General features: G+C 65.5%; 12 protein-coding genes. 2 read left to right on the top strand and 10 right to left on the bottom strand.

The window, feature by feature from the left end:
• Positions 1-118: 118 nt before the first annotated feature.
• Positions 119-1,369, bottom strand: a complete 1,251-nt coding sequence (locus CLV47_RS04200) for a winged helix-turn-helix domain-containing protein (RefSeq protein ID WP_106347919.1) — start codon at positions 1,367-1,369, stop codon at positions 119-121.
• 86 nt (positions 1,370-1,455) lie between these two features.
• On the opposite strand from CLV47_RS04200, the gene CLV47_RS04195 reads away from it, so the two are divergent.
• Both CLV47_RS04195 and CLV47_RS04190 read left to right on the top strand, forming a co-directional pair.
• Complete coding sequence (locus CLV47_RS04195) at positions 1,456-2,070, top strand: GNAT family N-acetyltransferase (RefSeq protein ID WP_106347735.1); 615 nt, start codon at positions 1,456-1,458, stop codon at positions 2,068-2,070.
• A complete protein-coding gene (locus CLV47_RS04190) occupies positions 2,063-2,761 on the top strand; it encodes a lysophospholipid acyltransferase family protein (protein ID WP_106347734.1) in 699 nt (232 codons plus the stop codon). Before CLV47_RS04195 ends, CLV47_RS04190 begins: the two co-directional genes overlap by 8 nt.
• Positions 2,762-2,839: 78 nt before the next feature.
• On the opposite strand, the gene dapB is transcribed toward CLV47_RS04190, so the two are convergent.
• The 9 genes from dapB to CLV47_RS04145 all read right to left on the bottom strand — a co-directional run bounded on the left by dapB (position 2,840) and on the right by CLV47_RS04145 (position 12,854).
• Positions 2,840-3,613 (bottom strand): 4-hydroxy-tetrahydrodipicolinate reductase, encoded by a 774-nt coding sequence (dapB, locus tag CLV47_RS04185; protein ID WP_106347733.1) that lies wholly within the window; start codon positions 3,611-3,613, stop codon positions 2,840-2,842.
• 27 nt (positions 3,614-3,640) lie between these two features.
• Positions 3,641-4,882, bottom strand: a complete 1,242-nt coding sequence (locus tag CLV47_RS04180) for a M16 family metallopeptidase (RefSeq protein WP_238145220.1) — start codon at positions 4,880-4,882, stop codon at positions 3,641-3,643.
• 96 nt (positions 4,883-4,978) lie between these two features.
• Positions 4,979-7,213 carry a polyribonucleotide nucleotidyltransferase gene (locus CLV47_RS04175; RefSeq protein ID WP_238145219.1) on the bottom strand — a complete coding sequence of 745 codons (2,235 nt, stop codon included), beginning with the start codon at positions 7,211-7,213 and terminating at the stop codon, positions 4,979-4,981.
• A gap of 290 nt (positions 7,214-7,503) precedes the next feature.
• Positions 7,504-7,773 carry a 30S ribosomal protein S15 gene (gene rpsO / locus CLV47_RS04170; protein WP_106347731.1) on the bottom strand — a complete coding sequence of 90 codons (270 nt, stop codon included), beginning with the start codon at positions 7,771-7,773 and terminating at the stop codon, positions 7,504-7,506.
• 231 nt (positions 7,774-8,004) lie between these two features.
• Entirely contained in the window at positions 8,005-8,784 is a 780-nt protein-coding gene (locus CLV47_RS04165; RefSeq protein ID WP_106347730.1) for an alpha/beta hydrolase family protein, read from the bottom strand.
• Positions 8,781-9,722, bottom strand: coding sequence for a bifunctional riboflavin kinase/FAD synthetase (locus tag CLV47_RS04160; RefSeq protein ID WP_106347729.1), 942 nt, complete (start codon positions 9,720-9,722; stop codon positions 8,781-8,783). The genes CLV47_RS04165 and CLV47_RS04160 overlap by 4 nt, the downstream gene beginning before the upstream one ends.
• Before the next feature lie 37 nt (positions 9,723-9,759).
• On the bottom strand, positions 9,760-10,950 hold the full coding sequence (locus CLV47_RS04155; RefSeq protein WP_238145218.1) for a branched-chain amino acid aminotransferase: 1,191 nt from the start codon (positions 10,948-10,950) through the stop codon (positions 9,760-9,762).
• Between the two features lie 49 nt (positions 10,951-10,999).
• Positions 11,000-11,872: a tRNA pseudouridine(55) synthase TruB gene (gene truB, locus CLV47_RS04150; RefSeq protein WP_106347727.1), complete on the bottom strand. Its 873-nt coding sequence runs from the start codon at positions 11,870-11,872 to the stop codon at positions 11,000-11,002.
• The gene (locus CLV47_RS04145; RefSeq protein WP_106347726.1) at positions 11,865-12,854 is read right to left on the bottom strand and encodes a patatin-like phospholipase family protein; all 990 of its coding nucleotides are present in this window, start codon (positions 12,852-12,854) and stop codon (positions 11,865-11,867) included. Before CLV47_RS04145 ends, truB begins: the two co-directional genes overlap by 8 nt.
• Positions 12,855-13,119: the final 265 nt, after the last annotated feature.

The raw sequence follows: 13,119 nt of genomic DNA, 5'->3' as shown, positions 1-13,119 counted from the left end.
ATCCGAAATTGAATCCAATTCATCGAACACCTTTGTACAGGTCTGCATACAGTGGTGTCAACGACGGCGCCGATCAGGAACGGCCCGCAAGACACAGGAGCGGGCGACTTTTCAGTAGTCAGGCCGGAAGGTGCTGCGCGAGGTCGCCGACGGGCCTTACCTGTACGCCGCCTAGCCCCATCCACTGCGCCATCAGCGTGAGCTCGTCCCACAGCTCTGCCGCGACGAAGCTGGTCGGTAGCTCGCAGTCTTGCTCCAGGTGTGCGCTCTGCACGACCAGAGCACCCGCCTGCCGGTCGGCCTTGAGATCGACGCGGGCGGCAATCTGCTCGTTGATCAGGAACGGCAGCACGTAGTAACCGTGCACTCGCTTGTGCTTCGGCACGTAGATTTCGATCCGGTAGCGCGCGTCCCACAGCGACTCGGTTCGCGCACGCTCCCAGATGAGTGAGTCAAACGGCGACAGCAGGGCGCGGGCCGGCACCGCACGCGGCATGCGGGCATCGCGATGCAAGTACCAGACTCCGTCAACGCCCTTAACTGTGACCGGCGCGAGCACGCCATCCTCGACCAAATCCGCTATATATTCGGAAATCCCGGCCGCGGGCAGTCGGAAATAGTCTCGCAGATGTGTCGCCGTCGCGATCCCGTGAGCCTGCGCCGCTAACTCGACCAGTGCGCGCCGGGCATCGTCCGCATCTGGTGTAGGGACGTCGAGAATCTGCTGTGGGATCACCCGCGCGGTCAGGTCGTAGACCCGCTCGAACTGCGAGTTTCGCCGTACCGCGGTGATCTCACCGCTGTGGAAGAGGTATTCAAGAGCTACTTTGCCGTCGTGCCAGCTCCACATCTCACCAGGGACTTTGTTAGGACGGTCGGGCGCGAGCACACTGGCGGTGATCGCACCATGCTCCGCGACGTACTCCAGCGCCTCGTCAAGAATCCTGGGGTTGCGCGACTGCACTGCATTTAGACGGCCCCAGGCATTTTCCTCCGCACGACGCATCCGCCAGCGCAACAGCGGGTGATGCTCGACCGGCGAGTACGAGGCCATGTGTGCCCAATATTCGAAAACGTCCCGCTTTGGTGATGCCATCGCGTCGAGCACCGCGCGGTCGTAGCGGCCGAGCCGTGAAAACGCGGGCAGGTAGTGCGCGCGAGACAGCACATTGACCGAGTCGATCTGCAGGACCTTGACCCGGTCGAGCAGCCGCTTGAGATGCCGGCGCGTCACCGCGGAGGTTGGCGCGCGGTCGGCGAAGCCCTGGGCGGCAAGCGCGACCCTTCGGGCCTGCCGCACCGAGATCGAGTCTCGCCGACGCGGGCTAACGAGCGGCGCGCTCACGCCAAGAGACTGTCTATAGGCCATGACGACCATTGTGACGGATGGAACCGACATGTCCGACCGTGCGGGCGTGTGCGCCATCCAGACGGATCGATAGATAGGCTGTGGAGATGGCCGATACTCATGTGCGCGAGTCGCGCGAGGATGACGCGAACGAACTCGGCCGGATCCACGTCGCGACGTGGCATCAGGCGTACGACGCAATCCTGCCGCCGGCCGCGCTAGAAATCATGACCGAGGAAAATGCGGTGGCCGCCTGGCGCGATGCCATCACCGATCCACCCACGAACGGCCATCGGGTGTTCACGGCGTACGAACGATCCAGCACCGGCGAATCGACGGTCGGGTTCATCGCGTTGGCACCGCCCGCCGAGGACGAGGAAGACATCACCGCACCCACCGCCGAAATTGTCACCCTCCTGGTCGAACCGCGTTGGGGCCGCCGCGGCCACGGGTCCCGGCTGTTGTCGGCAGCGGTGACCGTGGCTCGACAAGGAGGTGCGGCGCACCTGATTTGCTGGGTCATCGCACGCGACACAGTCACCGCGGGGTTCCTACGCTCGGCAGGGTGGGAACGCGACGGTTGGACCCGGACGCTCGACGCCGGCGGGCAGCCGACCGACCAGTATCGCTTCGCCACCGACATCGCCGAGGCCAAGCCCGCCGCCGACGAACGACCGCAGCTTCCCATTGTCAGTCCCGAACACCCCACCGCAGATGGCTGACAAGCACCTGCGCACCGACCGGGTGCTGCGCCACGTCCTGGTCGGGCCGGCCATCCGGCTCATCTCGCGGCTCGACGTGGAGGGCGGTGAGTTCGTGCCGCTCAACGGTGCGGTGATCGTCGCCGCCAACCATCTCTCGGCGATGGACGGCGTCGTACTCCCCCTGGCCGTTGGTCGTCCAGTGACGTTCTTAGGCAAGGCGGAGTACTTCGAGATGCCCGGAATCAAAGGCAAAGTCGTCGCGTCCTTCATGGAGCGTATCGGCACGATTCCGGTAGATCGGGCCGGAGGTCGAGCCGCCGTACTGTCCCTCGAGGCTGCCCAGCAGGCGCTGCGTGATCATCGCGCGTTCGCCATCCACCCCGAAGGCACTCGCTCCCCCGACGGTCGTCTCTACCGAGGGAAGACCGGCGCCGCCCGGCTGGCGCTGTCGACCGGATCGCCGGTCCTGCCGTGCGGGATCATCGGTACCGATCGGCTCCATCCAGTCGGCAACCGGCTTCCGCGTCCGGCAAAAGTCGTCGTACGGTTCGGCCCACTGATCTATCCGTCCTCATACGCCGAGGGCTCCATGGCCGTGCGTAGCCGGGTGCTGACCGAAGACATGATGAAGGCGATCGCGACGCTCTCCGGGCAACAACTCGTCGACAAGTTCTCCCCTGGTCCGGTTCGCAAATCCCCCCGTCGATGACGGATCGCGGGACTTTCGTGACGGATCGCGGGACTTTCGTGACGGATCGCGGGACTTTCGTGACGGATCGCGCGATGGTCAGTCGAGGCCCATCAGCGGCTCGATGCCGACCGTGAGGCCTGGGTGCGCGGCGATGTTGCGTACGCCGAGCAATACGCCGGGGACAAACGAGGTGCGGCTCATCGAGTCGTGCCGCACCGTCAGCGTCTCCCCCTCGGTGCCGAAAATGACCTCCTGATGGGCGACTAAGCCACGAAGGCGCACCGCATGCACCCGGACTCCGTCCACCTCGGCACCGCGCGCACCGTCGAGCTGGGTCGACGTGGCGTCCGGCATCGCGTCGAGGCCAGCATCCTGACGAGCGGCGCCGATCATGCGCGCGGTGCGCGTAGCAGTACCGCTCGGCGCATCGGCCTTGCCCGGGTGATGCAGCTCGATGATCTCGGTCGACTCGTAGAACTTCGCCGCCATCTCGGCGAAGCGCATCATCAGCACCGCGCCGATCGCGAAGTTGGGTGCGACAAGGACGCCGACGTCGGGCTTGCTGCCAAGTCGCTCGGTCAAGGTAGCGAGTCGCTCATCGGTGAACCCCGTCGTACCTACGACGCAGTGAATCCCCCGGTCGATACAAAACGCCAGGTTGTCCATGACGACGTCGGGGTGTGTGAAGTCGACGATGATCTGGGCACCATTGTCGACCAGATCCTGCATCGGCACGCCCTGGTCGACCTCCGCGACAAGTCGCATCCCATCGGCGGCCCGGACGGCGGCGCATATCTCACGGCCGACGTTGCCGTGCGCGCCTACGACACCAACCCGTAGTTGATCGGCGTCCTGAGTCGAGGTAGGCATGTGCGGTCCTCCAGGTCATGCGTGCGGTCAGTCAGACATCACGCGGTCGAAATCAGTTTCCTTGAACGGCCCGACCACAGCGAGACACTGGGGGCGGGTCAGCAGATCGGCCGCCAGTGACGACACCTGCGCTGCGGTCACCGACGAGAGCTTGTCGATTAACCACGGTACGTCGACATGGTCGCCATACGACACTTCGCTCTGGCCAAGCCGGACCATCCGTGAGCCAGTGTCCTCCAGCCCAAGCACCAACGATCCGCGTACCTGACCGATCGCGCGGGCGATTTCCTCCTCCGACAGGCCGTTGGCGGCCACGTCGGCGAGCTGCTCGCGGATGATCTTGACGACCTGGCGGACCTTCTTGGGTGCGCAGCCGGCGTACACCCCGAAGAGTCCCTCACCGGCGAAGAGCGTGCTGTAGGCATAGACCGTGTAGGCCAGTCCGCGGTTCTCCCGGATCTCTTGGAACAGTCGCGAGCTCATGCCGCCACCGAGCGCCGCCTCCAGAATGGCGAGCGCGAAACGGCGTTCGTCAAACCGATCCAGCGCCCGAGTTCCGAGTACGACGTGCGCCTGTTCGGTGCGGCGATGAGTGACGCGAATCCGCCGCTCGGGATCGCCGAACCCGCCTCCGTCCGTGTGTCGCACGGGCGCCGGCTCGGCCTCGCTGTCGATAGCCGAGGTAAAGGCGCGGCGTACCGACGCCACGACGGCGCCGTGCTCCACCTTCCCGGCAACCGACACCACCATGTTCTCCGGCCGGTAGTGCTTCTTGTAGAACGACGCGATCTGCGCGCGGGTAATCGACTCGATTCGTTCGACGTCACCGAGGATCGAGCGCGCGAGCGGGTGAGTGCCGAAGAGCGTCTCGTGAAACAGCTCGTGCACCAGATCCATCGGGTCGTCATCGCGCATGGCGATCTCTTCGAGTACGACGAGACGCTCGTTGTCGACATCGGCGGACCGCATGGTTGCCCCGAGTACGACGTCGCTGATGATGTCGACTGCGAGCGGCAGGTCGCTTCCGAGGACGTTGACGTAGAAGCACGTGCTCTCACGCGCGGTGAACGCGTTCATGTCGCCACCGATCGCGTCGATCTCCGAGGCGATCTGCAAGGCCGACCGCCGCTTAGTTCCCTTGAACAGCAGATGTTCGAGGTAGTGCGCGGAGCCGGCCTGGGCGCGGGTCTCGTCGCGCGAACCGACGCCTACCCAGATACCGACAGTGGCCGAATGTGCGCCGGGGATCGACTCGGTAACAACACGCAACCCGCCGGGGAGGACGGTACGGCGTACCGTACCGCCGTCCGGCGGGTTGAACAGTGTGCGCGTCGACGCGCGGCGGAGCTTAGTCAGCGGACCGGACTATTCGGCCGGCGCCGCGGCCGGCTCGGCATCGTCCTGCGCCACGACCGGCACGAGGCTGATCTTGCCGCGCTGGTCGATGTCGACAATCTCGACCTGGATCTTGTCGCCGACATTGACGACGTCCTCGACCTTGCCAATGCGTTTGCCGCTGCCAAGCTTCGAGATGTGCACGAGGCCATCCTTGCCGGGCAGGAGCGACACGAACGCACCGAACGGCGCGGTCTTGACGACGGTGCCGAGGAAGCGCTCGCCGATCTTCGGCAGCTGCGGGTTGGCGATCGCGTTGATGCGGTCGATCGCTTCCTGAGCAGACTCGCCGTTGTCGGCGCCGACGTAGATCGTGCCGTCGTCTTCGATGGTGATCTTGGCGCCGGTCTCGTCCTGGATCGCGTTGATCATCTGGCCCTTAGGTCCGATGACCGCGCCGATCTTGTCGACCGGGATCTTGACCGAGGTGACGCGCGGTGCGTATTTCGACATCTCGTCGGGAGCGTCGATCGCCTCGTTCATGACCTCGAGGATGTGCAGGCGTGCCTCACGGGCCTGGGAGAGCGCCGACGCGAGCACCTCGGACGGGATGCCGTCGAGCTTGGTGTCGAGCTGGATCGCGGTCACAAACTCCTTGGTACCGGCGACCTTGAAGTCCATGTCACCGAAGGCGTCTTCGGCGCCGAGAATGTCGGTGAGCGCGGCGTACTGCTGCTTGCCATCGACCTCACCGGAGATCAGGCCCATGGCAATACCCGCAACCGGCGCCTTAAGCGGGACACCCGCGTTGAGCAGTGCCATCGTCGATGCGCAGACCGAGCCCATCGAGGTCGAACCGTTGGAACCGAGGGCCTCGGAGACCTGACGGATCGCGTACGGGAACTCCTCGCGGCTGGGCAGCACCGGCAACAGTGCGCGCTCGGCGAGCGCGCCGTGACCGATCTCGCGACGCTTCGGCGAGCCGACGCGGCCGGTCTCACCGGTCGAGAAAGGCGGGAAGTTGTAGTTGTGCATGTAGCGCTTAGTGCGCGAGGCGCCCAGGTTGTCGAGCTTCTGCTCGAGCGCGAGCATGTCGAGGGTGGTGATGCCCATGATCTGGGTCTCGCCACGCTCGAACAGCGCCGAACCGTGTACGCGGGGTACGACGGCGACCTCGGCCGAGAGCTGACGAATATCCGTCAGTGCGCGGCCATCCATCCGGATGCCCTCGCGCAGCACGCGGTCGCGGACGAGCTTCTTGGTGATCGCGCGAACCGATGCAGAGATCTCGCCGCTACGGTCCGGGAACTGCTCGGCCAGCGCCGACTTGGCGTCGTTCTTGATTTCGTCGAGACGGTCTTCGCGCTCGCCCTTCGACACGATGGTGAGTGCCTCGGTGAGGTCCTTGGTCACCTTCGCCTCTACGGCGTCGTAGACGTCGTCCTGGAAGTCGAGGAAGATCGGGAACTCGGCGGTCTCCTTGCCGGCGACCTTCGCGAGCTCGCTCTGCGCGCGGCACAGTTCGGCGATTGCTGGTTTCGCTGCTTCGAGACCCGCGGCGACGACCTCTTCGGTCGGGGCCTGCTGGCCACCGGCGATGAGCTCGATGGTGGCCTCGGTCGACTCGGCCTCAACCATCATGATCGCAACGTCAGGCTTGCCGTCGACATCGACGACCCGCCCTGCGACGACCATGTCGAACACCGAACGCGCGGACTCGGCGACGGTCGGGAACGAGATCCACTGGCCGTCGACGAGGGCGACGCGGACGCCGCCGATCGGGCCGGAGAACGGCAGGCCGGCGAGCTGCGTCGACATCGACGCGGCGTTGATCGCGAGTACGTCGTACACGTGGTCGGGGTTGAGCGCGAGCACGGTGATGACGACCTGGACCTCGTTACGCAGGCCCTTGACGAAGGTCGGACGCAGCGGGCGGTCGATCAAGCGGCAGGTCAGGATCGCATCTTCGCTGGGGCGTCCTTCGCGCCGGAAGAACGATCCGGGGATGCGGCCCGCGGCGTACATCTTCTCTTCGACGTCGACCGTCAGCGGGAAGAAGTCGAGGAAGTCGCGGGGCTGCTTCTGTGCGGTGGTGGCCGACAGAAGCATCGTGTCGTCATCGAGGTAGGCGACGGCGGAGCCGGCGGCCTGCCGGGCAAGTCGCCCGGTCTCGAAACGGATGGTCCGGGTGCCGAACGAGCCGTTGTCAATCGTCGCGACTGTTTCGCGGACGGTGGGCTCGTCGATGGTGGTGGTTTCAGACAAAATTTGTCCTCATTCTGGTGCAGGCGTGTACGCCTAACGCAGACGAGGGATCGTGGAGTGCGACAACCGGTCTTCGATCGAAGCCAGCGGATCGGTCTGGACGGATGTCCGGTGCGTTCCGTTGGCCACCACCGAGGGCCAGTGTGCGTCTCGATCACGTCATCTGCGTCGTACACGCGAGGTGGTGCCCCAACGCCGATTGGCGGGAGCGGATTCAATTGTCACGTGGGCGGATGCCCTCCGTGTGAAACAGGGAGTGACCCGCGTGTCGGATCACTCCCTGAAAGCAGCTAGCGGCGCAGGCCGAGCTTCGCCAGCAACGCGCGGTAGCCGTCGAGGTCGCTAGCCTGCAAGTATTTGAGCAGACGGCGGCGTCGGCCGACCATCAGTAGCAAGCCGCGGCGGCTGTGGTGGTCGTGCTTGTGCTGCTTGAGGTGTTCGGTGAGCGACAAGATGCGGTCGGTCAGCATCGCGATCTGCACCTGAGGCGAACCAGTATCGTTTTCGCTGGTCTTGTTGTCGTTGATGATTTCAGTCTTTTTCTCAGCACTGAGCGGCACGAATGTATCTCCTAGGGTTTCGATCGCGTGTCCCCTGGTCTGCTTCACAGAGGAATGTGACTCGACACGCTGCCGTGCACAGATGGCGCACGATCACGGTCAATGATAGCAGCCACCCCGCCGCGGTGACAGTCACGGCGGCGTGACCTTGCTATCTACTGGTCGCTACCTACTCGCAGCTGTCTAATCGCGCCCGCCCGCTTGGCCGCGGACCCGCGTAGCAGGTCGGCGTTAGTCCGTGGCCCCGGGCAGCAGGTCGAGCGTGCGCTCCATGATCAGCGCCCAGTCCTCATCAGCGGGAACGTGCCGCATCCCCTCGATCTCAAGCAGTTGCGCCGAGGGCAGCGCTGCCGCCAGTGCACGGCCCTGAGAGGGCGGGATCATCCGGTCCTCGGTGCCGACCACGACCAGGGTCGGCACGGTGAGCTCGGCGACGTACGTGATCGGCGAGCAGCCCGTCCACTGTCCGTCGGTCAGCGTCGCGTCGTAGTAGGTCCTCAGCATGTCGCGGCCGGTATCCCGGTACGCCGCGGGGAGATCGGTGGGGCTGCTGACCATCACTAGCCCGGCGGCACCGCCGGCATTGGCGACGCCGACCGCACCGATCAGGCCGCCCATCGAGAAGCCCAGCACCACCGTGCCGGTGACCGAAGGGCGCGCGTTGAGCATCCGAAGCGCGGCCCCGAGATCATCGTCGGCGTGCAAGCCGTACTCGTCCTCGCCATCGGACCCTGGCCATCCGCGCAGGCCGAGGCTGACCGCGTTCCACCCGCGCGCGTGCAGGTCTCGGGCCCGCCCGTAGTGGTACGACGCATCCTGCCCCCAGCCGTGCAGGAACAGCACGGCTGGGGCGGGATCACTTGCCCACCAGGCATAGCCGCCGAGTTCGGCGCCGTCGGTGTTGGGATCGCCGGATTGCACGGTGACCGGCTCAGCGTCAGTCGCGGCCGGCAGCGGGCCGTACGGATTGACCGCGTCGTCGACGAGGCTCTGCTCCGAGTTGAACGTCACGAAGCGTCGCCCGAAAGCCCCAGAACGGTGCGGGTGCGGCGTACGTCGTCCTCGATGGCGGGGATTAGCTCGGCTTCAGAGGTGAACTTGATCATTCCGCGCAGTCGTTCAATGAAGTCGATCTGCACTTGTTCGCCGTACAGGTCACCGTCGTAGTCGAGCAGGAACGCCTCGACGCGGCGTTCTTGACCGGAGTACGTCGGGTTGGTGCCGACCGAGATCGCGGCGGGCTTCGGTACGTCGCGCACCTGGACCCATCCCGCATAGACGCCGTCGGCCGGTAATGCGGTGTACATCGGCGGCCGGAGGTTCGCGGTCGGGAACCCGAGCCCACGCCCACGCATGTCGCCGCGTACGACGAGGCCCTCGATTCGGTGTGGTCGGCCAAGAGCCGCGGCCGCCTCACGCATCTGGCCGGCCGCCACGCACGACCGTACGTACGTCGAGGAGACCGTGTGGCCGCCTTCTCCGACCAGGTCCAGGCTTTCTACATCGAAGCCGAACTCGCCGCCCAGCTCCTTGAGAGTCTCGACGGTGCCGGAGGCCTTAGAACCGAAGGTGAAGTTGTCACCGACGATCACCTTCGTCGGGTGCAGGTGCTCGAGCAGGATCTCGTGCACGAACTCCTGTGGGTGCAGCTTCGAGAAGGGAACGGTGAACGGTACGACACAGAACGCGTCGATCCCACACGCCTCCGCCAGTTCGGCCTTGCGCTTGAGGCTCGTCAGGATCGGCGGGTGCGACCCCGGTTTGAGCACCTCACGCGGGTGCGGATCGAAGGTCAGCAGCAGCGACGGTACGCCGAGCCTGTTGGCCTCGGCGACGGTCTCCTTGATCAGCGCTTGGTGACCGAGGTGAATTCCGTCGTACTGTCCGATGGTGATGACGCAGCGACCCCAGCCGGCCGGCGCATTGTCGGCGTGACGCCAACGCAACATAGTGCTTATCCGATCTGTTGGCTTATCCGATCTGTTGCTAGCCGATCTTGTGAATCCAGTTGTGGGTGTCGGGCGTCGTTCCGTGCTGCACCCCGAGCAGTAGCTGACGCAGCTTGGCCGTCACCGGGCCCATCTCGGTGCTGATGTCGAAGTTGCCGGTGCGCGCCTTGACGCTGCCGACGGGTGTGATGACTGCGGCGGTGCCGCACGCGAACGACTCGCTGATGTCGCCGCTGGCCACCCCGTCGCGCCACTCGGCGAGCGAGATCTTACGTTCGGTGGCGCGGATCCCGAGCTCGCCGGCGGCCGCCAGCAGCGACTCGCGGGTGATGCCGGGAAGCAGCGTGCCAGTCAGGTCGGGAGTCACAATCTCGACGTTGTCCGGGTCCTTGCCGTAGACGAAGAACAGGTTCATGCCGCCCATCTCTTCGACGTACTTCCGCTCGATCGCGTCGAGCCACACCACCTGGTCGCAGCCTTCGTCCGCGGCCTGCTGCTGGGCGAGCAGGCTAGCGGCATAGTTGCCACCGCATTTCGCCTCGCCGGTGCCACCGGGTGCGGCGCGCACGTAGTCTTCGCTCGCATAGACCGACACGGCCTGCACGCCGTCGCTGAAGTAGCCGGCGGCCGGCGAACCAATGACGCAGAAGTAGTACTCGTTGCTGGGTCGCACGCCGAGGAAGCTCTCTGAGGCGAACATGAACGGGCGCAGGTAATAGCTCATCTCCCCGCCCTCGGGGACCCACGCGGAGTCAATCGTCACCAACGCATCGCATGCCGCGACGAATGCATCCTCCGGGAACGGCGGCATGGCGAGGCGACGCGCGGACTTTGCAAATCGCGCGGCGTTGGCCTCCGGGCGGAAGGACGCCAGCGTGCCGTCGTCTTGCCGGTAGGCCTTCAGCCCTTCGAAGATCGATTGCGCGTAGTGCAGGATGGCGTTCGCCGGGTCGAGCGAGAACGGCTGGTAGGCCTGGATTTTCGCGTCGTGCCAGCCGTTCTGCACATCCCATTTGACTAGCACCATGTGGTCGGAGAAGTGACTGCCGAAACCCGGACTGGCCAGAATCGCGGCTCGCTCGTCGTCACTGCGCGGGTGCGCGGACACGTCTACGGTCAGCGGGAGCCCGTCGGCCAGTTGCGTTGGCAGATTGACGACTGTCCCGGACATGGGCGCTCCCTGTTGGTACGCCGCCGGCGTACGCCGGGCGGCCTGAGTTGGATTCACTGCGAATCCTAACCGCGCGGGGTGTCGAACGGCGTCGTGGGCTGGCCAATCAGGCCGGTTTGAACACCACGATCGGTTTGCCGTGCGCGTTGATAAGGGCGACGGCGGCGCCTTCCGGATCGATAGCGCCATAGGTGATGTCGCCGTCACCGGCCGGCGTGAGCCGGCGCCCGAACGATAGTTCGCGCGCCTCATCGGCGTCCACGCGTCGCTGGGGAAAGGACCGGGCGACCGCGTCATCCAGGCTGACTACGACCGGATTGGCCCGCTCACCGAGCTCTTCCAAGGACAGCGCGACGGACTCGTCGAAATCCCCCGTCGCCGTACGCCGCAGCGCCGTGAGGTGCCCGCCGACCCCCAGTTCGGCGCCGACGTCACGGGCGATGGCCCGGATGTAGGTGCCCGAACCGCAGCGCACGACGATATCGACGTCAACCTCGCCGCGGGTACGACGTACGTCGTGAACCTCGATCGCATGGATCTGGACCTCGCGCGGCGTGAGTGGCACCGCCTCGCCGCGGCGTACCAGGTCATAGGAGCGTCGTCCACCGACCTTGATGGCCGAGACCGCTGACGGAACCTGGCTGATCAGCCCCGTTTGACCCTGCAGGCCGGCGCGGATTTGCTCGTTGGTGATGTGCGCGGCGTCGACGCGATCGACAATCTCGCCGTCCGCGTCATCGGTGACGGTCGTCGTACCGAGCCGGACCGTGGCGGCGTACGTCTTGTCGTGACCCATCAGGTAGCCGAGCAGTTTGGTCGCGCGTTCGACCCCAATCACCAGGATCCCGGTTGCCATCGGGTCCAAGGTCCCGGCGTGGCCGACCTTGCGGGTGCCGGCGATGCGTCGTACCCGAGCGACCACGTCATGCGAGGTCATACCGCCGGGCTTGTCGATGATGATCAGCCCGTTGTCAGCCATGCGCGACTCGTCGCTCCTGCGCGGCGCCCAACGCGTACTGCGCGGTCAGCTGGCCGAGTTCGACCGCTCGGTCGATCTTCGCGACGTCCCGGGTGAAGCCGCGTACGCCGGCCGACTCGGGATTGGCCATCACGTAAGCGTGGGCGTCGCTCGCGGCCAGGTCGCGTATCGACTCGGTGTAGTGGATTCGGTCCTGCAGCATCGAGCCGAGGCCGTTGGCGACCCTGTTGACCGCGTGCTTCTTGGCGATTGAGCCGAGGGTGATGTCCGCATGGTTGAGCTCGGGAGCGCTGCGGGCGACGAGCGCGAGCACATGGGTGGCGCCGTCGTTGACGGCCCGCATCGCGGCGAGAGGTTCGGTGACCGATCCGTCGATCCAGCTGCGCCCATTGAGCTCGACCGGCTTGCCGGCAAACCCGGGCACGCACGCGGTCGCGCGGAACGCGAGCCGCCATTTGTCCTCGGTGTCGAGATTTTCCAGCGCGTACGAGGCCATGTCGTCCACCGCCGTAGCGATGATGTGCAGGGGTACGTCGTGGGTGACCGTGTCTGACCACGGGATCGGCTTCGTTTGAGTGAGGATGTGGTCGATGAGGTGATCCAGCGACATGACCGGCTCGCGCTGCCACAACCGGCGAAGGTCGAGAAACTCCGGTTTGGACATGTCGTCGGAGAAGACCCGGCTCGCCTGGTCGGCAAGCCCGTGAACGACCGACGCCGCGATGAACGCTCCGGAGGACGTGCCGTATGCGACGTCGAAGGCCCGGCCTAAGCCTGCTGACTGCAGTGCCCGCGCCATTCCGCCGGTCGACCCGCCGCGCATGCCACCGCCGCTGACCACGAGCGCGATCCGGAAGTCGTCGGTGCGCTGGCCAGGTTCGCTGCCCTCGTCGCGTCGCCGCAGCAACGCCTCGAGTACGTCGAAGTCCGCCGGCAGGTCCAGGGGTTCGGGACGACGGCGAAGGGGGCGGCTGATGGGCATGATCCAATTATCCCAGCCATGCCAGGGAAGTGTGGGTACGTCGAGCGTGACCCTCGACGTACTGAGGACTTGCTAGTCCTGCCTGATGACTTGCGTCGACCCCATTGACCGAAGGCATTGAGCAGGACCACCTTGAGGGACCGGAGCCTTCCAACGCGGCCCGGACTGTTACCGCTCCGAGCCTGGAACTGTCACCTATGTCCTGATGCAGAACTGCCACCTATGTCCTGACACATCACAACGCGGCCTGTGAACAACCTCAAAA

The organism is Antricoccus suffuscus, assembly GCF_003003235.1.
Taxonomy (GTDB): Bacteria; Actinomycetota; Actinomycetes; order Mycobacteriales; family Antricoccaceae; genus Antricoccus; species Antricoccus suffuscus.
Note: the sequence above shows the minus strand (reverse complement) of the source record. Positions and strands in the feature narration are given on the sequence as shown.

What these genes read in the sequence shown, in the direction of transcription:
- CLV47_RS04160 (WP_106347729.1), bottom strand. Translation starts at nt 9,722, where the DNA reads ATGTTGCGTTGGCGTCACGCCGACAATGCGCCGGCCGGCTGGGGTCGC.
- CLV47_RS04190 (WP_106347734.1), top strand. Translation starts at nt 2,063, where the DNA reads ATGGCTGACAAGCACCTGCGCACCGACCGGGTGCTGCGCCACGTCCTG.
- CLV47_RS04195 (WP_106347735.1), top strand. Translation starts at nt 1,456, where the DNA reads ATGGCCGATACTCATGTGCGCGAGTCGCGCGAGGATGACGCGAACGAA.
- CLV47_RS04145 (WP_106347726.1), bottom strand. Translation starts at nt 12,854, where the DNA reads ATGCCCATCAGCCGCCCCCTTCGCCGTCGTCCCGAACCCCTGGACCTG.
- CLV47_RS04200 (WP_106347919.1), bottom strand. Translation starts at nt 1,369, where the DNA reads ATGGCCTATAGACAGTCTCTTGGCGTGAGCGCGCCGCTCGTTAGCCCG.
- truB (WP_106347727.1), bottom strand. Translation starts at nt 11,872, where the DNA reads ATGGCTGACAACGGGCTGATCATCATCGACAAGCCCGGCGGTATGACC.
- dapB (WP_106347733.1), bottom strand. Translation starts at nt 3,613, where the DNA reads ATGCCTACCTCGACTCAGGACGCCGATCAACTACGGGTTGGTGTCGTA.